Raw genomic sequence first — 19,441 nt, forward strand, 5'->3', positions numbered from 1 at the left:
GGGGCCCGGGCCTTCGGGGTCAGCCCTTGGTGGCGCCGGCGGTCATGCCGGCGACCAGGTGCCGCTGGGCGAAGACGAAGAAGATCGCCGCGGGGACCGCGATGAGGACCGAGGCCGCGGTCATCGGGCCCCAGTTGGCCGTGTACTGGGTGACGAAGGTCTGCAGGCCGCCGGCGAGGGTCAGGTTCTCGTCGCCGACCATGAACGCGGAGGCGTACGCGACCTCGCCCCAGGCGGTGATGAAGGAGTAGAAGGCGGTGACCGCCAGGCCCGGCTTGGCCAGCGGCAGGATGAGCCGCCAGAAGGTGCCGAACGGGTTCAGGCCGTCGACCCGGCCGGACTCGTCGATCTCCACGGGGATGGTGTCGAAGAAGCCCTTCATCATCCAGGCGCAGAACGGCACCGCGATGGTGAGGTACGTGATGATCAGGCCGACGGGCTGGTTCAGCAGGCCCATGTCGCCCATCAGGTTGTAGAGCGGCACGATCAGGATGGCCATCGGGAACATCTGCGTGATGAGCAGGGTCCACATCAGCGGCCGCATGCCGGGGAACTTGAAGCGGCTGACGGCGTAGCCCGTGGTGGCCGCGATGAGGACGCCGAGCACGGTGGTGACGGCGGCGATCAGCGCGGAGTTCCCGAACCAGGTGAAGAAGGAGGTCTCGTCCACCAGGTAGCGGTAGTTGTCGAGCGTGGGCTCCTTGAAGAAGTCCGTGGTGATGGCGTACTTCGCCGGCTTGAGGGAGGTCAGGAGGACCCACAGGACCGGGAAGACGGCGATCATCGCGGCCACCGCGAGGGTGGCGTGCAGGCCGAAGGAGGCCAGCGGGGAGCGCTCGCCGCGCCGGCGGACCGGCTTGGCCGCCTTGGTGGACGCCGCGCCCGCGGGGGCGGCGGCGGTGTCGGCGGTGGGGGCGTTCGTCGTGGCCATGGTCACCACACCTCTCCCTGCTTGCGCAGCGAACGCCGGTAGACCAGCGCGAAGATCATGAGCAGCGCGAGGATCAGCACGCCCCAGGTCGCCGAGCCGGCGAAGTCGCGCGGCGTGGAGATGAAGGCCTGGCGGAAGGCCTGGGTCACCAGGATCTCCGTCGAGTCGCCGGGCCCGCCCCGGGTGAGCAGGTAGATCACCGGGAACATGTTGAAGGTCCAGATGGTGGAGAGCAGGACCACCGTCATGCTGACGGTGCGCAGTCCGGGCATCGTGATGTGCCGGAAGCGCTGCCAGGGGCCGGCGCCGTCCATCTCGGCGGCCTCGTACAGCTCGCCGGGGATGGACTGCAGGCCGCCGAGCAGGGCCACCATCATGAAGGGGACGCCCAGCCAGACGTTGACGGCGATGACCGAGACCTTGGCCCAGGTGGGGTCGTCGAGCCACGGGATCGCCGATATGCCGCCGCCGTCGAGGAGCTTGTTGAGGATGCCGTTGTCGCGGTTGAAGAGGAACCGCCAGGCGAAGACGGACACGAAGCCGGGCACGGCCCACGGCAGGATGAGCGCCATCCGGTAGAAGCCGCGGCCCCGGAAGGTCCGGTTGAGCATGTTGGCGAGGGTCAGGCCGAGCGCGAAGGTGATGGACACGCAGGCCACGGTCCACACCACGGTCCACACCAGGCGCTGCAGGAAGACCGGGTCGCCCAGCACCGCCGCGTAGTTGTCGAGGCCGACGAACTCGTAGGTGGCGTCGATGTGGTTGACGCCGATGGTGCGGGCGACGTTGCGCTCGTTGGCGTCGGTCAGCGACAGGTAGATGCCGCGGACCAGCGGCCAACCGATGATCACGCCGAGCACGATGACGACCGGGGCCACCATGGCCCAGGCGTACCAGTGCGTCGACAGGGCCCTGCGGATGCCTCCGGGGCGCTGGTCAGTCCTGCGGCTCCGGCCGCGGGCGATGTCATCGCCCGCGGCCTTCGCCACCGACTGGCTGGTGTGCACAGCCATCTCAGTCGGCCTGCCTTCCTCTACCGTCTTCCGTCTACGGCCGGTCGGCCGTTACTTCCAGCCCTTGAGGATCTTGCGGAACTCGGCGCCGGCCGCCTTGGCCGCGTCCTCGGGGCTCGCCGCACCGGTCACGGCCTTGGTGTACTGCACCTGGAGCGGGGCGAACAGGCTGCCGTTCTCCGGGATCCAGGCGCGCTCGACGGCCTTGTCGACGGCGGGCTTGAAGAACTGGACCATCGTGTTGCCCTTGACGTCCGCGGCCTCGTAGGCGGCGGTGCGGGTGGGCAGCAGGCTGAGGTCCTTGGTCGTCTGCACCTGGACCTCCTGGGAGGTCATGTAGTCGACGAAGGCGTGCGCGGCGTCGCGGTTCTTGGAGCCGGCGTAGACGGCCAGGTCGTGGCCGCCCTGCGGGGCGCCCTGGCCGGCGGAGCCGGCCGGGACCGCGGCGATGCCGAGGTTGCCCTTGTCCTTGAACTGGTCACCGGCGTAGGCGTCGGCGACGGCCCAGGGGCCGTTGACCATCATGGCGACCTTGCCCGACTTGAAGGCGGTCTCCATGTTGTTCCAGCCGTCGGTGGCGTTGGTGATCGCGGCACCGGAGGTGACCAGGTCGCGGGCGGCCTTGAAGGCCTTCACGCCGGCCGGGCCGTCGACCGTGACGGTCTTGTTCTTCGCGTCGACCAGGTCGCCGCCCTCGCCGTAGATGAGGGGCAGGAACCAGTAGGAGTCGTCGCCGCGCAGGTACAGGCCGGTCTTGCCGGTCTTGGACTTGATCGTGGCGGCGGCCTTCTTCAGCTCCTCGAGGGACTTCGGCACCTCGACGCCGGCGTCCTTGAGGATCTTCTTGTTGTAGAAGAGGCCCATCGTGTCGATGACCTGCGGGACCGCGTACGTGGTGCCCTCGAACTTGCCGGAGGCGGCGGCCTGGGCGAGGAACTCGCCGTCGACCTTCTTGGCGGTGTCGGCGGGGACCTTGTCCAGGTAGCCGAGCGAGGCGAAGTCGGCGACCCAGCCGACGTCGGCGCGGATGACGTCAGGGGCGTCGGAGCCGCTGCTGAAGGAGTTCTTGATCTTGTTCTGGGCCTCGCCGTACGGCACGTTGACGTACTTGACGGTGACCTTGGGGTGCTTGGCGGTGAAGCCCTCGGCCAGCTTCTGGAAGACGGCCTTCTCCGTGTCGCCGGAGGTGTCCCACCAGGTGACCGTGCCGGAGAGCTCGCCGCCCGCCTTCTTGTCGCCGCTGTCGTCGCCGTTGTCGCCGCCGCAAGCCGTTGCCGCGAGCGCCAGGGCCGCGACCAGCGCGGTGGCCGCTATGCCACGCCGCATGTGAACTCCTTCAGTGATGCCCGTCCGCCTCGTCGCGGTCCCGAGTTGCAGGGAACGTAACAAGGCCGAAAGCCTTCGGAAAGACCTTGCGGCAAATTTCTGCAAGGAGCGGGGATCGTTACATCCACGTGTCCGGAAGGTTGCCGCGCCTTGCTGTCGGTTTCGGCCAGCCGGCCCCGTAACCCCGGCCCCGGTGCGGATGTTGTCCCGATATGACCTTTACGTACGGCTCGAAGCCTGCAAGGACTTCCTGCAAGCCGTCAGCACGGCCCGCACCCCCGTCGGCCGCCCCCGCGGTGCCCCCGATTCGGTGGGAAATCTGACATGCGACCGGTACAGTCCACTCCCATGACCGCGAGGCTTGCCGACATCGCAGCCCAGGCGGGGGTCAGCGAAGCCACAGTCAGCCGCGTGCTCAACGGCAAGCCCGGTGTGGCCACGGCCACCCGCGAATCCGTGCTTGCCGCACTCGACGTCCTCGGGTACGAGCGGCCGGTGCGTTTGCGCCAGCGCAGCGCCGGACTCGTCGGCCTGATAACCCCCGAGCTGGACAACCCGATCTTCCCCGCCCTCGCCCAGGTCATCGGCCAGGCCCTCACGCGCCAGGGGTACACCCCGGTGCTGGCCACCCAGACCCCCGGCGGCTCCACCGAGGACGAGCTCACCGAGATGCTCGTCGAGCGCGGCGTCTCCGGCATCATCTTCGTGTCCGGCCTGCACGCGGACACCACCGCGGACACCGGCCGCTACGACCAGCTCCGCGCCCAGGGCGTCCCCTTCGTCCTCATCAACGGCTTCTCCGCGAAGGTGCAGGCGCCCTTCGTCTCCCCCGACGACCGGGCCGCGATGCAGCTGGCCGTCACGCACCTGACCGCGCTGGGCCACACCCGCATCGGGCTCGCGGTCGGCCCCAAGCGGTTCGTTCCCGTACTGCGCAAGATCGAGGGCTTCGTCGCGGGCATGAAGGAGCGGCTCGGACTCACCTCCGACGAGGCGGAGGAGCTGATCCAGCACTCCCTCTACTCCCTCGAGGGCGGCCAGGCCGCGGCCGGCGCCCTCATCTCCCGGGGCTGCACCGCCGTGGTGTGCGCCAGCGACATGATGGCCCTCGGCGCGATCCGGGCCGCCCGCCAGCAGGGGCTGCGGGTCCCCCAGGACATCTCGGTGGTCGGCTTCGACGACTCCCCGCTCATAGCGTTCACCGATCCGCCGCTGACCACCATCCGGCAGCCCGTGCAGGCGATGGGCCAGGCCGCCGTGCGCACGCTGCTGGAGGAGATCGGCGGCACCCCCGCCCCGCACACCGAGTTCGTCTTCATGCCCGAACTCGTCGTCCGCGGCTCGACGGCCTCCGGACCGGGACGGGCATGATCGGGGCCCGCCCGCGGACGTGACCGGGCCCTTGGGCGGACGTAAGGGACATGCGTCCCGCCCCCCAGGGGTCGGGGTCGTCCTCTGGGCTGATCGGGTGCGGCCAAGACCGTCCCGAGGGATGATCGGACGGATAGACCCATCTGGCAGACTCTTTCCCTATGGGTGAAGCGAGCGTGAAGACACTGGAAACCCGGACGGACGTCTCGTCACCCACCGTGAGCGAGCACCCTCCGGGGCCCAGTCGCACCCTGGTCGAGCGGCTGCGCGCCCCGCGACGTCCCCGCCTCTGGTTCGAGGTCGTGCTGATCGCGATCAGCTACTGGACGTACTCACTGATCCGCAACGCGGTCCCGGAGCAGAAGGCCGCCGCGCTGCGCAACGCCGACTGGCTGTGGCAGCTGGAGCACACCCTCGGCATCGCCGTCGAGAAGACGGTCAACCACGCGGTGGACTCCGTCACCTGGCTGATCGTCGGCATGAACTACTACTACGCCACGCTGCACTTCTTCGTGACCATCGGCGTGCTGGTGTGGCTCTACCGCAGCCATCCCGGCCGGTACGCCGCCACGCGCCTGGTGCTCTTCGCGACCACCGGCGTCGCGCTGGTCGGCTACTACCTGTACCCCCTGGCCCCGCCGCGCCTCATGAGCGGCGAGAACTTCGTCGACACGGTGCTGGTGCACCACACCTGGGGCTCGATGGCCTCCGGCAACTTCAAGCACGTGTCGAACCAGTACGCCGCCATGCCCTCCATGCACATCGGCTGGTCGCTGTGGTGCGGGCTGACCATCTTCGCGCTGGCCTCGGTGCCGTGGGCGAAGGTGCTGGGGCTGCTCTACCCGGTCGCCACCCTGGTGGTCATCGTGGCCACCGCCAACCACTTCTGGCTGGACGCCGTCGGCGGCATGCTGTGCCTCGCCTTCGGCTTCGGCGTCTCGCTGGCCTGGTACGGGTCGCTGCCCCACCGGCTGCCGAAGCAGCCGCTGGACACGTCCCCGCCGCCGCTGTCGAACGCGCTGCTGAACCGCATACGCCGCTGAGCCGCTGAGCGGCCGAGGCCTGCCGGCCGTACGCCGGCCCGGCCGAGGACACGGGCACGGGCACGGGCACGGACACGGACACGGACCACGAAGGCCCCCGTTACGTACGGGGGCCTTCTCCGTGCCGGGGGCTCTGCGCGCGGGGCTCCGCGTGCCCCGGGCCGTCGACTACTGCGGGCCGATGACGACGGCCGTGCCGTACGCGCACACCTCCGTGCCGACGTCGGCCGCCTCGGTCACGTCGAAGCGCATCGCCAGGACGGCGTTCGCGCCGCGCACCCGGGCGTGCTCGGCGAGCCGGTCCATGGCCTGGTTGCGGGTCTCCACCAGGGTCTTGGTGAGGCCCTTGAGCTCGCCGCCGATCATGGACTTCAGGCCGGCGCCGATCTGGCTGCCGACGTGGCGGGAGCGGACGGTCAGGCCGAAGACCTCCCCGATCACCCGCTGCACGCGGTACCCCGGCACGTCATTGGTGGTGACGACGAGGATGGTGGACTCGGGCCCTTGGCCGCCGCCGAAGTCATCGATTCCCATGGCGCCAGCCTCGTGGGACCCCGTCCCCGGCGCACGCCGGAGACGCCCGGACGGGCGTCCGGCGGCGTCCGGCGGCGGGCCGGCCTGAGCGGGGGCGGGGGCCGGAGCCGGGGCTGGGGCCGAGGCCGGGGCTGGGGCCGGGCTGGGGCCGGGGCCGGGGCGGGGGCCGGGGCCAGGGCGCCCTCCGGGCGGAGGTCCGCCTACTGCGGCGGCCGCCCGCCGGAGGTGGCGCCCGGCATCCGGCGCGGCTCCTTGGCGTCCTCCGGCTCGCTGACCGCGAGCCGCCACGGCTGCGGCCGCCGCAGGTCGGCCCCCGTACCGGACCCCCGGCCGGGGGCGGTGCCGGCGCCCGTACCGGCGCCGGCGCGGGAGCCGGGGTGCGCCGCGGGACCGGTACCGGGGCCCATGCCCTTCGGGTACGTCGTCCAGTGCAGCTGCGCGTCGAGCCCCAGCACCGCCATCGTGGACGCGCCCGAGGCCTCCACCGTGCCCGCCGGCGCACCCGCGAAGAGCAGCTCCGACTCGGTCCAGGCCGGCGGGACCGCGCGCGGCGCGACCGCGACGGTGCCGGCCGCCGCGCGTCCGGTGAGGAAGGTGCCGGCCACGCCCACCGCGCCGTAGCCCGAGCCGGCCCCGAGCTCGCCGACCGGGGAGATCCGCGGTCCGGTGCCGGTGGCCTCCACCCGCACGCCGCGCACCGCCCCCGAGTCCGGCTTGCGGAAGAGGATCCGTACGCCCTTCCCCTCCGGCACCGCCGTCAGCGGCACGGTGGTGGCCGGCAGGCCCGTCCGGTACGGGCCGGTCAACGGGCCGCCCGGGACGAGCTGGAGCCAGGCCAGCACGGTGCGGGCGGTGGTGCCGAAGACGTACCGGCGCCCGGCGGAGTCCTCGGCCGTCTGCGGCTCGTTCTGCAGGTCGGCCCCGCCCAGCCGCTGCCACGGGCCCCAGCGGCCGTCGGGCCCCTGCTCTCGCGCGCGCAGCGTGCGCCGGGCGTCGCGCACGTACACGGCCAGCCGGCCGCTGCCGTCGAGGACGACCGGCGCCGGGCCGCTGATGGCGGAGGTGCCGGCCGCGTCGGAGGCCTCCGGGGTGCCGAGGGACTGCCAGTAGCCGAAGGGGCCGCCCGCGGTCCGCTGCACGGCGTACACCACGTCGCGGCGGTAGTCCTCGGCCCGCTCGCCGAGGGTCGTCCGGGTGCCGAAGACGCCGATCCGGCCGTCGGGGAGCCGGACGGCCCAGGCGCCGGGGTCGAGGTCACCGCCGGGGAGGGCGTGGAACAGGTCCGGGCCGGTCCAGCGGCCCTGCGGGCCGGTGCGGTGCCACAGGGCCATGCGCCCGTCGAGGACGGCGAAGGCGTAGAGCCCGCCGCCGGGCCCCTGCGCCAGCCAGGACGTGCTCTCGCCGCGCGTGTAGCGCAGGGACTGCGCCCAGTTGTAGCCGGTGGGGCGGGCGGCCACCTTGCGGTCGCCGCAGCCGGCCGGGCTGCCGCAGAAGGGGTCGCGGTCGAGCCAGGCGTACGTCTTGAGGAAGCGGACCTTGGCGTTGACGGTGGCCGGGTCCAGCACGTGGGGCAGGGAGCTGTTGAGGTAGCCCAGGTAGTTCTGGACGGAGAAGTGCGGGCGGTCCTTGAACTGCGCGTACCGGGATATCGCGGCCTGCGCGAAGCGGGCGCCGTACACGTGGTCCTGGTGGTCGGTGACCTTGCCGCTGCGTGCGAACCGGCCCGGGGTGGGGTCCTGGATCCGTATCGTCGTGGGCTTGAACCGCTCCAGCACCCCGCTGATGGTGCGTATGAGCTGGTCCTTCGTGTACACGAACGGGCTGGTGACCGGCGTGCCGGAGGCCAGCTGCGACTCCAGCCCGCCGATCCGGCCGTTCCACAGCCCGCGCAGGCTGTCGGGCCGGTCGGCGGATACGGTCCGCGCCTCTCGCAGCTGGAGCCAGACCAGGCTGACCTCGGGGCGGGCCACGAGGGTGTCGACCTCGGCGGAGCCGCCACCGGCGGTGGGGACGGCGGCCCGCCGCCAGGAGCTGGCCCGGTCGCCGGTGGCCATCTGCGCGTACGCGGAGCGGATGCCGTTCTGGCGGGCCTCGGCGTAGCGGGCCCGGTCGGGGGCGGGGCGGGGGTCCTTGAGGTGCGGGCCGCGGGCGGCGTTGACCCCGTCGGACTCGCCGGAGGTGAGGTAGGCGGTGGTCAGGCCCGAGCCGGTGGTGAGGGAGCGGCTGAGGTCCGGGTTCATGAAGAAGAGGTCGTCGTCGGGGTGCGCGACGACCTGGAGCACGGTGCCCCCGATGGTGCGGGTGGGGGCGGCGGCGGGCTCCGGCGAGTCCAGCGCGGTGACCTCGTCTCCGGTCACCACGGCCGCGGCGCCCACCGCGCCCGCGAGGAGCACGGTGACGAGGACCGCGGAGCGAATGCGGCGGGCAGAGGCCATGGGGTACGCCTTGGGGTCGAGACGGCGGGCAGGGGTGCTGGGGGTGCGTCGGGGGCTGCTGGGTGCTGGCAGCCAGTCAGAGGGAGATCGGGGGCGGTCGGTTCATCGGGCGGATCGATTCGTCGGGTTCGGTCGGTATCAAGGCGTTTGTGCAGTTGTGGGGTTGTGGGGTTGTGCGGCGGCCGTACGGACGCCGGGGCGCCCGGTCCACGAGCCGGAACCGACCCCGCGAGCCGGAACCGACCCGCGAGGGACCCGGACCCGGCCCGCGATCGGCCCGGCTCGACCCGCGATCGGCCCGGCCAGGCCCGCGTCCGGCTAGGCTCGGAACCCGGATTCCGGCGGGGCAGGCCGGAGCGGACGCCAGGGAAGCGGAGGCGGCGGGATGACGGTCCCCGGACGCAGGAGCAGTACCTTCAGCCGGCTGCTCCGGCACGGATTCACCGACCCCTCGGCCGCGGAGCGCCTGTTGGACGCACCGGAGCTGGCTTCGGTTCGCACCGATCCGGTGCTCCTCGACGCACTGGGCGCGGTTGCCGACCCAGATCTTGCCCTACGCGGTCTGACGCGCCTCGCGGAGGCCCAGGATCCGGACGGCCGGACCGCCCTGCTCTCGACCCTGCTCGCGGCCAAACCGCTGCGGGACCGGCTGCTCGGCGTGCTCGGCGCCTCCGAGGCACTGGGCGACCACCTGGCCCGGCACCCGCACGACTGGCAGGCGCTGGTCACGTACGAGGCGGCCGATCTGCACCCGGGCCTGGCGGAGTTCGAGGCCGGTCTGGCCGAGGCCCACGACCCGGTCGCGCTGCGGGTGGCGTACCGGCGCTGCCTGCTGTCCATCGCGGCCCGGGACGTGTGCGGGACCACGGACGTCGCCCAGACCGCCGCCGAACTGGCCGACCTGGCGACGGCCACGCTGCGCGCGGCGCTGCGGATCGCGACGGCGGCGGCGCCCGAGGACGCGGCGCTGTGCCGGCTCGCGGTCATCGCGATGGGCAAGTGCGGCGGCCACGAGCTCAACTACGTCTCGGACGTGGACGTCATCTTCGTCGCCGAGGCGGCCCCGCACCCGGCGGAGGTGCCGGGCGCCGCGGTCGCGGACGAGGCCAAGGCCCTCCAGGCGGCGACCCGGCTGGCCTCCCACCTGATGCGGATCTGCTCGGAGACCACCGTCGAGGGCACGATCTGGCCGGTGGACGCGAACCTGCGGCCGGAGGGGCGCAACGGGCCGCTGGTGCGCACCCTGTCCTCGCACATGGCGTACTACCAGCGGTGGGCGAAGACCTGGGAGTTCCAGGCCCTGCTCAAGGCGCGGGCGGTGGCCGGCGACGCGGAGCTGGGTGACGCGTACGTCTCGGCCATAAGCCCCCTGGTGTGGCAGGCGGCCGAGCGCGACAACTTCGTCGCCGACGTCCAGCAGATGCGCCGCCGCGTCGTCGACAACATCCCGGCCGCCGAGGTCGAGCGCGAGCTGAAGCTGGGTCCGGGCGGGCTGCGGGACGTGGAGTTCGCCGTCCAGCTGCTCCAGCTCGTGCACGGCCGCGGCGACGCCTCCCTGCGCTCCCCCACCACCCTCGACGCGCTCCAGGCGCTGGCCGCCGGCGGGTACGTGGGCCGGGCCGACGCGGCGCAGCTGAACGACGCGTACCGCTTCCTGCGCGCCATGGAGCACCGCATCCAGCTGTACCGGCTGCGGCGCACGCACCTGGTGCCGGAGGACGAGGCCGACCTGCGGCGGCTGGGGCGCTCGCTGGGCCTGCGCACCGAGCCGGTGGCCGAGCTGAACAAGGCCTGGCGGCGGCACGCTTCGGTGGTGCGGCGGCTCCACGAGAAGCTGTTCTACCGGCCGCTGCTGGACGCGGTCGCCCAGCTCGCACCGGGAGAGACGCGGCTGAGCGCGGCCGCGGCGACCGAGCGGCTGGTGGCCCTCGGGTACGCCGACCCGGCCGCGGCCCTGCGCCACCTGGAGGCGCTGGCCTCGGGGGTCACCCGCAAGGCCGCCATCCAGCGGACGCTGCTGCCGGTGCTGCTGGGCTGGTTCGCCGACTCCGCCGACCCGGACGCGGGCCTGCTGGGCTTCCGGAAGGTCTCCGACGCGCTCGGCAAGACGCCCTGGTACCTGCGGCTGCTGCGGGACGAGGGGGCCGCCGCCGAGAACCTGGCGCGCGTCCTGTCCGCCGGTCGGCTCGCCCCCGACCTGCTGCTGCGGGCCCCCGAGGCGGTGGCGCTGCTCGGCGACGCGGAGGGCCTCGGGCCGCGCGGGCGGGAGGGGCTGGAGCAGGAGGTGCTGGCGGCGGTGGGGCGCGCCGACGACGCCGAGTCCGCCGTCACCGTGGTGCGCGGCGTGCGGCGCCGGGAGCTCTTCCGTACCGCCGCGGCGGACATCGTGGACTCGTACGGCACCGAGGAGAACCCGGTCGAGGAGGACCCCGGGCTGCTGGTCGACCGGGTGGGCGCCGCCCTGACCGACATCACCGCCGTGACGGTGGCCGGGGCGCTGCGGGCCGCGGTGCGCGCCCAGTGGGGCGAGGAGCTGCCCACCCGCTTCGCCGTCATCGGCATGGGCCGCTTCGGCGGCCGCGAGCTGGCCTACGGCTCCGACGCGGACGTCCTGTTCGTGCACGAGCCGCGCGAGGGGGTGGACGAGCAGGAGGCCGCCAAGGCCGCCCAGACCGTCATCGCCGAGATGCGCCGGCTGCTCCAGCTCCCCACGGCCGACCCGCCGCTCCTCATCGACGCGGACCTCCGGCCGGAGGGGCGCAGCGGACCGCTGGTGCGCACCCTGGCCTCGTACGCGGCGTACTACCGCCGCTGGTCCCTGGTGTGGGAGAGCCAGGCCCTGCTGCGCGCCGAGCCGATGGCGGGCGACCCCGACCTCGGGGCCCGCTTCGTCGAGCTCGTCGACCCGCTGCGCTACCCGGTGGAGGGCCTCCACGAGGACGACGTCCGCGAGATCCGCCGCCTGAAGGCCCGCATGGAGTCCGAGCGGCTCCCCCGCGGCGCCGACCCGACCCTGCACACCAAGCTCGGCCGCGGCGGCCTGAGCGACGTGGAGTGGACCGTGCAGCTGCTGCAGATGCGGCACGGCTGGGCGGAGCCGGGCCTGCGCACCACGCGCACCCGCGAGGCCCTGGCCGCGGCCCACGCGGCGGACCTGCTCCCCACCGAGGACGCCCAGATCCTCGACGAGGCCTGGGTCCTGGCCACCCGCGTCCGCAACGCCGTCATGCTGGTCCGCGGCCGCGCGGGCGACACGTTCCCCTCCGAACCCCGCGAGCTCGCCGCCGTCGCCCGCTACCTCGGCTACTCCACGGGCCGCGTGGGCGAGATGCTCGACGACTACCGCCGCACCACCCGCCGCGCCCGCGCGGTGGTGGAGGAACACTTCTACGGGGCGTGAGCGGGCCCTCTCCCGCCCCTCCGTAGTCCGGGCCCGGCGACTCAAGCAACCCCGGCGTGCAGTTCTGCAGGCACCGGCCTAGACTCCCTCTCCCATGGTGAAGTCAACGCCGGAGCAGGGCTCCGGGACAGAGCCCTGGACGCCGCCCGCGGGGTCGTGGGCCTCGTCCGCAGGCAACCGCAAGAGCATGCTGGGCAACCGGGGCCGGGACACGACGCCCGAACGCGCCCTGAGGTCGCTGGTCCATGCCTCGGGGCTGCGCTACCGCGTCGCCGCCAAGCCCCTGAAGGCTATGCGCCGCACTGCCGACCTCGTGTTCGGGCCGACGCAGGTCGCGGTCTTCGTGGACGGCTGCTTCTGGCACGGCTGCCCGGAGCACTTCGTGGCTCCAAAGACGAATCCCGACTTCTGGCGGCAGAAGATCAGCCGCAACATCCAGCGCGACCGTGAAACCGACGCCCGGCTTGCAGAGGCCGGCTGGTTGGTCCTGCGCTTCTGGGAGCACGAGGACTCGGAAGCGTGCTGCCGGAGCGTCGTGGACGCCGTTGCTGAGCGGCGCGCGGCCCAGCTCACTGGGAAGCCATCCCAAGGTCGGGACCGGTCCCGACCGGATTCCCTGGAAGGACCCACCCAGGCGTAGCGAGCCTGGGCCGCAGCAGTTCCACTACCGCCCCAGCGCACGTTCCATGCCGGCCCCGAGAAGCCGCGACTGTCGTTGTCGGCGCCTCGGGGCTCCCTCCAGCTGCCGGGGCCCAGATGCCCCATGCAGCGGCGGAGCGGACAGCAAGCGGGCGGTGGCGCCGCTCCGAGTCGCCCCCCAGTCCCGCGCTACTCGTCCGGGTCGGTGGCCTCAGCGGCGACGCTAGGCTCACCAAGCGGCACCTCAGGACGCCAACGCTCCAGCTTCCGCAGGGCTTCCTCCGTGGGCGGAGCCCAGCCGAAGGCGGCACTGAGAATGTGCATGGCAAGTCGCGGCGGTACGGCATTTCCGATCTGCTGACCGATGTCCTTGCCAGACCATGGATAGTCTCCAGGGAACGTTTGCAGACGTCCGGCTTCCGAGAAAGTAAACCGTTCGAGTTCTTTTTCGTCTGGAGAGACGACCCGGTTTCGCGAGATCTTGCCAGTGACGGTGGCCGAGGGTTCCCACGAACCTCGCCGCCCCCGCGCCTTAGGATCCCCGCCCGTACCATAATTGGAAATCACCAAGAAGCGGTAGTCTCGATCAAGGACCTCCCCCATGGTCCTCCAAGGCGCCAGGGATACGTCACCAGCGTCTCGGGCGATTCCCTTCCGGTAGCTACGGTGCGTCGGGCCGGGCAGCTCGACGGACTCCACACCGAAACGAGCGATCAACACCGCCCTCTTTCGCGTCTGAGGAACGCCGTACGCTTCCGTGGGGAGGATTCCGCAGTCGACCGAGTACCCCTCGCTGACCAAGGCCTTCGCATAGGCTTCCCAGACGGGCAGCACAGCGGGTACCTGCTCCAGCACGATCGCCTTGTACGGTTTGTCATGCTGGTCGATCGCTTCGAGCGCCCAGCGAAGGGGTTCCAGCACCAACCCGGTGCGCTCATCCTCCATCTTCGCCAGATCCTTCGCGATCTCTTCGCGATCTTCACGAGCCGTCATGCGGTGCACGAACCGAAGGACGTCGTCCAGGGCGCGCCGCCCGGCTCCACCACCAGCGACGGTGAAGGTTTGACAGGGCGGCCCGCCCGCCAGCACATCAGCGTCCGGGAAGGACGAAGGGCCGTAGCGGCGTACGTCGCCTTCGATCGTGCCGAGCCCAGCCGCGCGGCGGGTTGCGCAGGCTGCCGAGTCCCACTCGACGCCTACGGCTGGAACACCCAGCTTCTCGGCTGCCACGTCCAGCCCGCCCGGGCCAGCAAACAGGTCCACGATCTGGACGGGTTGCACGTGATCTCCATGGTGTCGAGTTGCGGATGTGCGGCCTTTCAGCAACGTGAGAGCGTACCTCAGGGCACTGACAGGCCGCCGTTCCCAGCACCCGCTACCAGGAGGCGATGGACTCCACCAGGGACGAAAAGCTGAGGAGGCGACCCTGCTGCACACACTCTTCCCAAGCCTCTTGCTGGCCCTTGCTTCCGTACTGTGCGACGGAAGCAGCGAGAGCATCGAAGGCGATGTGATACACGGCATCCACTTCGCCAGTGCCTCGTGCGATGGAGGCCAAGCGAGTCGGAAGGGGTTCAGCCGTCACGGCCATCAGGTGCGGAAGCCGGCCGCGGCGGTGCTTGATCATCTGATTGAATTCATGCCGAACGTTCTGGACTCGATCGCTCCTGATCGTCCACTTGCAGCTCACTGCTGCGTGCAGAAACGGCGCATTGAAGACGGTGGGGGCGCCGAGGATCGCGACCGTCACATCAGGCTTGATGAGGTAGTCGGTCCCAATGGTGACCCGGAGCGCTGATTCCTTCTTCAGAAGTTCGTCTACTTTGCGGAGATGCTCATACTGAAAAAACTCGGAAATCACCCGTCCACGCTGGACGTGCCAGGTTCGCTCCTCAGTAACCCCCAGGGAAGCCGCCAGGTACTCCTGGACAGCGACCTCAAGAGGGCCACCCGGGTCAGCTGGCACCTTGGACGCCACAGCCGGGTCGACACCCAAAGCATCCAGCATCCCGGCAGCGAGCTCCACTGAAGCGAGGCTGTCGGAGTCGGCACAGTTGGGCACGAGGCCAGCCGGGTTGGCGTTCTTCTTGCCGGGCTTCCACCCGAGGAGTTCGGTCGCGAATGGCGCATTCATATGATGATCGTACCGAGATGAGCATCCAACTGGCAGGCAAAGTACGGTTCTTAGGCGATCTTCCGCGGGCCAGCTCGCCAGGAACCTCCGGAACGCGCGCACAGTAGCTTCTTGGACGAGGACCTTCCGCCAGCAGGGATCGCATCCGCTTACCACGGCTGCTAGCGGTGCTGTCCATACACGGCCGGTACGCTACCCCACCCAAGCGCACATCACCCGGACACAGCCAGCCTGTCGTTGGACAGAGTCCAGCCCGCCACGCGTTCTGGCGGCGGCTGCCGGTCGCACTCTGGGAGCGAGCCGAACGGCAACGGGGCCGTTCTTCTGCGGGTACACGGTGCCGCAAGGGTGAAGTGCCGGAACGCGAACTAGCTGTATGGCCGAGCAGCGTCTTCAGCATTGTCTCTCCAGGGTGAGGACGGCTTTGGCGATGACGGTCATGGGGCCGATGCGGGATCCGCGGAAGATCTGCCAGGACTTCGGCCGTGCCATGCCTCGTTCGACCGGTGCCCGCGCTGTGGCCAGGGCCCGGTTGACGGTGCGCTGGGTGAGCGTGAGTTCACCGCCCGGTGGGCGTTTGATGCCGGTGGTGAGCCAGGAACTGGCGCTCTGGTAGGCGCGGTGAGCGGGGATCGGGACGCCCCGACGCTCGCAGATCCGGATGATGCGGTGGGTGCGGGGCCGCGGTCAGGTCGTGGGAGCGGCCCGGCAGCGCGGGCGACGAAGCCGAGTACCACGAGCGTGCCCTGCGGGCCCTGGATAAGGTCTACCGGGCCGCCGGTGCGGCGGCTGATGGCCCACAGACGGCCCAAGACGGTGAGACGGGTCCGGGCCGGCGGTCGATGACCACCGGCCCGGAGTGCCGTGTGACTGCGTATACCGCCTTTATAGGACCGGGAGGTTCTTGCGGAGTTCGAAGGCGGTGACCTCCGAGCGGTATTCCTCCCACTCCTGCTTCTTGTTGCGCAGGAAGAAGTCGAAGACGTGCTCGCCGAGGGTTTCGGCGACGAGTTCGCTGCGCTCCATCAGGGCGATGGCCTCGCCGAGGTTCTGCGGGAGGGGCTCGATGCCCATCGCGCGGCGTTCGGCGTCGGAGAGGGCCCAGACGTCGTCGTCGGCGCCGGCGGGGAGCTCGTAGCCCTCCTCGATGCCCTTGAGGCCGGCCGCGAGGAGGACGGCGTAGGTCAGGTACGGGTTGGCGCCCGAGTCGATCGAGCGGACCTCGATGCGGGAGGAGCCCATCTTGCCCGGCTTGTACATCGGGACCCGGATCAGCGCCGAGCGGTTGTTGTGCCCCCAGCAGATGTACGAGGGGGCCTCGCCCCCCGAGCCCGCGGTGCGGGAGGAGCCGCCCCAGATGCGCTTGTACGAGTTGACCCACTGGTTCGTGACGGCCGACGTCTCGCCCGCGTGCCGGAGGAGGCCCGCGATGAAGGAGCGGCCGACCTTCGAGAGCTGGTACTCGGAGCCCGACTCGTAGAACGCGTTGCGGTCGCCCTCGAAGAGGGAGAGGTGGGTGTGCATGCCCGAACCCGGGTACTCCGAGAACGGCTTGGGCATGAAGGTCGCCTGGACGCCCTGTTCCAGGGCGACCTGCTTCATGACCAGGCGGAAGGTCATGATGTTGTCGGCCGTGGAGAGGGCGTCGGCGTAGCGCAGGTCGATCTCCTGCTGGCCGGGCGCGCCCTCGTGGTGGCTGAACTCGACCGAGATGCCCATCGACTCGAGCATGGTGATCGCCTGGCGGCGGAAGTCCATGCCCACGTTCTGCGGGGTGTGGTCGAAGTAGCCGGAGTTGTCCGCGGGCACGGGCCGGGAGCCGTCGAGGGGCTTGTCCTTCAGCAGGAAGAACTCGACCTCCGGGTGGGTGTAGAAGGTGAAGCCCAGGTCGGAGGTCTTGGCCAGGATCCGCTTGAGGACGTAGCGCGGGTCGGCGAAGGAGGGCGAGCCGTCGGGCATGAGGATGTCGCAGAACATCCGGGCGGTCCCCGGGGCCTCCGCGCGCCACGGCAGTATCTGGAAGGTCCCCGGGTCCGGCTTGGCGATCATGTCGGACTCGTAGACGCGCGCGAACCCCTCGATCGCGGAGCCGTCGAAGCCGATGCCCTCGTCGAAGGCCTGCTCCAGCTCTGCGGGGGCGACGGCGACCGACTTGAGGAAGCCGAGCACGTCGGTGAACCACAGGCGCACGAACCGGATGTCGCGCTCCTCCAGCGTCCGGAGGACGAATTCCTGCTGCTTGTCCATGCCTTCATCCTCGCAGTTCAGAGGGCCTGTGCACCACCAGCCCGGCGCGCGCGGGCCGACCCAGTATCCCCAGTCGTGGTTTCCGCCACATTACGGGTACGGGGAGACGTGCGGCACCCGGGTGCGACACCCCGCACTGACGGGGAGGCCGCCCCCGGCATTACCATCGGCGGCCATGGGGGACCCGGACCACACGACACGCGTACGGAACACACGTTCCGTCGCTCTGTTGTGCGCCCTCGTGTGCCTGGCGGCGGCCCTGTTCCTGTGCGCGTCGACCGGCCGGGCGGGTGCCCCGGGGCATCCGGTGACCGCCGGCGGGCCGGGGGCGGACGCCGCCCACCGCGCCGCCGCGGCCGCCGGCCCGCACAGCGGCGCCGCGATGCGGGCCGCGTTCCTGTGCCCGTACGACCTGCCCGGCTGCTCCCCCTTCGCGCACGCCACCCCCGGCGTGCTCACCGGCCCCCCGACGGCGGCCACCGTCCCCGCCGTGCTCCCGCCCGCGGGCGCCGGGGCGCGCCCCGCCGGACGGCCCCTGCCGGCCGGCCCGCCCACGCGGGCCCCCGACCTCCACGTCCTTCAAGTGCTGCGGACCTGAGAGCGGACCTGTTCGTCACGCCCGTCACATCCACCCCCCTTCGAGAAGGACACCGGACCCACCATGGCGACCAAGGCCCCCCACAACGCGGACAACTCCCGCCAGGCCCGCATAGCCGAGATGCGGCGCGCCGAGCAGGCCCGCGACCGCCGCAACAAGATCGTGGCGATCTCCGTCACCGTGCTGATCCTCGCCGGCCTCGGCGGCTTCGCCGCGTACTACGTGAACGACAAGGCCGACGAGAAGGCGAAGGTCAAGGCGGCCGCGGAGAAGCTGCGCACGGCGCCGATCACGGACGAGAAGAGCTGGGACGCGAAGAAGCTCGGCCGCAACCACGTCACCACCCCGGTGACGTACCCGATGAAGCCCCCCGTCGGCGGCGACCACAACCCCGTCTGGATGAACTGCGACGGCGACGTCTACACCAAGGCGGTGCCGGACGTGAACGCCGTCCACTCCCTCGAGCACGGCGCTGTCTGGATCACGTACAACGACAAGGCGCCGAAGGCCGACGTCGAGAAGCTGGCCGCGAAGGTCAAGAAGACCCCGTACACGTTCATGAGCCCGGACGAGGAGCAGTCCGGCGCGATCATGCTGAGCGCCTGGGGCAAGCAGGTCACCGTGGACGGCGCGGGTGACGCGCGCGTGGACGCGTTCCTCACCAAGTACGTGACCGGTCCGCAGACCCCCGAGCCGGGCGCGCCGTGCACGAACGGACTGGCGGGCCAGTGAGGCGCGCACTGTGGCCCGCCGTCGTGGTGGGCCTCGGCGGACTGCTCTTCGGCGGGGTGGCGGCCGTGGCCGCCGCCACGGACGGACCGTCCGACGACGCGCACGCCGCCCACGTCCCCGCCGTGACCTCGGCGGACGCGGGCTTCGCCCGGGACATGGCCGTGCACCACCAGCAGGCGGTCGAGATGTCCTTCATCGTGCGCGACCGCACGCAGGACGAGGCGGTGCGCCGGCTCGCCTACGACATCGCCAATACGCAGGCCAACCAGCGGGGCATGCTGCTGGGCTGGCTGGACCTGTGGGGGCTGCCGAAGGTGTACCCGGGCGCGGCGCCGATGGCGTGGATGGCGTCCGGGTCCGCCGGTCACGGCGACGCGGGGCATACGGGCCATGCGGGCCACACGGGCCACGCGGGCCACGCGGGCCACGCGGGCCACGACGGCGGCTCGGCCGGGCAGTCCCCGTCCGGCGAGTCCGGGCAGTCGGGCCACTCCGGGCAAGACATGAGCTCCATGCCCGGCATGGCGGGCACGGCCGGCACGGCCGGCGGGGCCGCGAAGGACGACGGCCGGCTCATGCCCGGCATGGCCACCGATGCCGAGCTGGACCAGCTGCGCAAGGCCTCGGGCAAGCAGGCGGAGGTCCTCTTCCTGCAGCTGATGACCGACCACCACAAGGGCGGCGTCGCGATGGCCCGGGGCTGCGCTGAGCTCTGCTCGACCGAAGTGGAGCGGAACCTGGCCCAGGGCATGGTCGAGGCGCAGCAGTCCGAGCTGACGCTGATGGCCGACATGCTCAAGCAGCGCGGGGCGGCCCCCCGCGGCTGAGAGGGTCCGGCGGATCAGGGTGGGCAGGCGGGGTGCCGGACGGCCCGGCCCCCGGCCATGATCCGCCGGCCACCCCTCAGGAGGTACCGATTGCCGTGAGGACCGCCCGCGCCACGTGGTGCGGGCGGTCTTTCATGATCAGGTGGCCGGCTCAGGCGGCGGCGCCGAGGCTGAGGAGGCGGCGACCGGCCGCGTGCCGAGCGGGGACACA

General features: G+C 71.4%; 15 protein-coding genes and 1 pseudogene. 7 read left to right on the forward strand and 9 right to left on the reverse strand.

Features of this window, described 5'->3' with window-relative positions; translation table 11 throughout:
- Positions 1–19: 19 nt before the first annotated feature.
- The 3 genes from IF43_RS0109355 to IF43_RS0109365 are packed head-to-tail and all read right to left on the reverse strand — an operon-like array spanning position 20 to position 3,270.
- Complete coding sequence (locus IF43_RS0109355) at positions 20–931, reverse strand: sugar ABC transporter permease (protein ID WP_037887903.1); 912 nt, start codon at positions 929–931, stop codon at positions 20–22.
- 2 nt (positions 932–933) lie between these two features.
- Complete coding sequence (locus IF43_RS0109360; RefSeq protein WP_030196675.1) at positions 934–1,944, reverse strand: carbohydrate ABC transporter permease; 1,011 nt, start codon at positions 1,942–1,944, stop codon at positions 934–936.
- A gap of 51 nt (positions 1,945–1,995) precedes the next feature.
- Entirely contained in the window at positions 1,996–3,270 is a 1,275-nt protein-coding gene (locus IF43_RS0109365; protein WP_030196677.1) for an extracellular solute-binding protein, read from the reverse strand.
- Between the two features lie 348 nt (positions 3,271–3,618).
- On the opposite strand from IF43_RS0109365, the gene IF43_RS0109370 reads away from it, so the two are divergent.
- The gene (locus IF43_RS0109370; protein ID WP_030196680.1) at positions 3,619–4,641 is read left to right on the forward strand and encodes a LacI family DNA-binding transcriptional regulator; all 1,023 of its coding nucleotides are present in this window, start codon (positions 3,619–3,621) and stop codon (positions 4,639–4,641) included.
- 161 nt (positions 4,642–4,802) lie between these two features.
- Complete coding sequence (locus IF43_RS0109375) at positions 4,803–5,684, forward strand: phosphatase PAP2 family protein (RefSeq protein WP_051794992.1); 882 nt, start codon at positions 4,803–4,805, stop codon at positions 5,682–5,684.
- 168 nt (positions 5,685–5,852) lie between these two features.
- Here IF43_RS0109375 and IF43_RS0109380 read toward each other — a convergent pair whose 3' ends face one another.
- Both IF43_RS0109380 and IF43_RS0109385 read right to left on the reverse strand, forming a co-directional pair.
- A complete protein-coding gene (locus tag IF43_RS0109380) occupies positions 5,853–6,218 on the reverse strand; it encodes a YbjQ family protein (protein ID WP_030196682.1) in 366 nt (121 codons plus the stop codon).
- Positions 6,219–6,418: 200 nt separating this feature from the next.
- Entirely contained in the window at positions 6,419–8,653 is a 2,235-nt protein-coding gene (locus IF43_RS0109385) for a PIG-L family deacetylase (protein ID WP_063753293.1), read from the reverse strand.
- Between the two features lie 385 nt (positions 8,654–9,038).
- On the opposite strand from IF43_RS0109385, the gene IF43_RS0109390 reads away from it, so the two are divergent.
- Positions 9,039–12,053 carry a bifunctional [glutamine synthetase] adenylyltransferase/[glutamine synthetase]-adenylyl-L-tyrosine phosphorylase gene (locus IF43_RS0109390; protein ID WP_030196688.1) on the forward strand — a complete coding sequence of 1,005 codons (3,015 nt, stop codon included), beginning with the start codon at positions 9,039–9,041 and terminating at the stop codon, positions 12,051–12,053.
- Positions 12,054–12,147: 94 nt separating this feature from the next.
- Positions 12,148–12,693 (forward strand): very short patch repair endonuclease, encoded by a 546-nt coding sequence (locus IF43_RS0109400; RefSeq protein ID WP_078910023.1) that lies wholly within the window; start codon positions 12,148–12,150, stop codon positions 12,691–12,693.
- Between the two features lie 188 nt (positions 12,694–12,881).
- On the opposite strand, the gene IF43_RS0109405 is transcribed toward IF43_RS0109400, so the two are convergent.
- From IF43_RS0109405 to IF43_RS0109420, 4 genes and pseudogenes are all read right to left on the reverse strand, one after another.
- The gene (locus tag IF43_RS0109405; RefSeq protein WP_051794997.1) at positions 12,882–13,973 is read right to left on the reverse strand and encodes a DNA cytosine methyltransferase; all 1,092 of its coding nucleotides are present in this window, start codon (positions 13,971–13,973) and stop codon (positions 12,882–12,884) included.
- A 94-nt stretch (positions 13,974–14,067) separates the two neighbouring features.
- Entirely contained in the window at positions 14,068–14,826 is a 759-nt protein-coding gene (locus IF43_RS0109410; protein ID WP_030196693.1) for an NgoMIV family type II restriction endonuclease, read from the reverse strand.
- A gap of 393 nt (positions 14,827–15,219) precedes the next feature.
- A pseudogene (locus IF43_RS39215) lies at positions 15,220–15,547 on the reverse strand (transposase family protein); the annotation flags it as partial.
- A gap of 164 nt (positions 15,548–15,711) precedes the next feature.
- The gene (locus tag IF43_RS0109420; RefSeq protein ID WP_030196698.1) at positions 15,712–17,073 is read right to left on the reverse strand and encodes a glutamine synthetase family protein; all 1,362 of its coding nucleotides are present in this window, start codon (positions 17,071–17,073) and stop codon (positions 15,712–15,714) included.
- Between the two features lie 229 nt (positions 17,074–17,302).
- On the opposite strand from IF43_RS0109420, the gene IF43_RS0109425 reads away from it, so the two are divergent.
- From IF43_RS0109425 to IF43_RS0109435, 3 genes are all read left to right on the forward strand, one after another.
- Positions 17,303–17,671 (forward strand): hypothetical protein, encoded by a 369-nt coding sequence (locus IF43_RS0109425; protein WP_234332047.1) that lies wholly within the window; start codon positions 17,303–17,305, stop codon positions 17,669–17,671.
- A gap of 63 nt (positions 17,672–17,734) precedes the next feature.
- Complete coding sequence (locus tag IF43_RS0109430; RefSeq protein WP_030196704.1) at positions 17,735–18,403, forward strand: DUF3105 domain-containing protein; 669 nt, start codon at positions 17,735–17,737, stop codon at positions 18,401–18,403.
- The gene (locus IF43_RS0109435; protein ID WP_030196708.1) at positions 18,400–19,230 is read left to right on the forward strand and encodes a DUF305 domain-containing protein; all 831 of its coding nucleotides are present in this window, start codon (positions 18,400–18,402) and stop codon (positions 19,228–19,230) included. Before IF43_RS0109430 ends, IF43_RS0109435 begins: the two co-directional genes overlap by 4 nt.
- The last annotated feature ends 211 nt before the right edge of the window (positions 19,231–19,441 follow it).

Origin of the sequence: Streptomyces sp. NRRL S-87 (assembly GCF_000719335.1) — a bacterium.
Lineage (GTDB): Bacteria > Actinomycetota > Actinomycetes > Streptomycetales > Streptomycetaceae > Streptomyces.

Coding starts and splice junctions, on each gene's coding strand:
- IF43_RS0109390 (WP_030196688.1), top strand. CDS start 9,039: ATGACGGTCCCCGGACGCAGGAGCAGTACCTTCAGCCGGCTGCTCCGG.
- IF43_RS0109355 (WP_037887903.1), bottom strand. CDS start 931: ATGGCCACGACGAACGCCCCCACCGCCGACACCGCCGCCGCCCCCGCG.
- IF43_RS0109380 (WP_030196682.1), bottom strand. CDS start 6,218: ATGGGAATCGATGACTTCGGCGGCGGCCAAGGGCCCGAGTCCACCATC.
- IF43_RS0109365 (WP_030196677.1), bottom strand. CDS start 3,270: ATGCGGCGTGGCATAGCGGCCACCGCGCTGGTCGCGGCCCTGGCGCTC.
- IF43_RS0109400 (WP_078910023.1), top strand. CDS start 12,148: ATGGTGAAGTCAACGCCGGAGCAGGGCTCCGGGACAGAGCCCTGGACG.
- IF43_RS0109370 (WP_030196680.1), top strand. CDS start 3,619: ATGACCGCGAGGCTTGCCGACATCGCAGCCCAGGCGGGGGTCAGCGAA.
- IF43_RS0109385 (WP_063753293.1), bottom strand. CDS start 8,653: ATGGCCTCTGCCCGCCGCATTCGCTCCGCGGTCCTCGTCACCGTGCTC.
- IF43_RS0109430 (WP_030196704.1), top strand. CDS start 17,735: ATGGCGACCAAGGCCCCCCACAACGCGGACAACTCCCGCCAGGCCCGC.
- IF43_RS0109360 (WP_030196675.1), bottom strand. CDS start 1,944: ATGGCTGTGCACACCAGCCAGTCGGTGGCGAAGGCCGCGGGCGATGAC.
- IF43_RS0109410 (WP_030196693.1), bottom strand. CDS start 14,826: ATGAATGCGCCATTCGCGACCGAACTCCTCGGGTGGAAGCCCGGCAAG.
- IF43_RS0109375 (WP_051794992.1), top strand. CDS start 4,803: ATGGGTGAAGCGAGCGTGAAGACACTGGAAACCCGGACGGACGTCTCG.
- IF43_RS0109420 (WP_030196698.1), bottom strand. CDS start 17,073: ATGGACAAGCAGCAGGAATTCGTCCTCCGGACGCTGGAGGAGCGCGAC.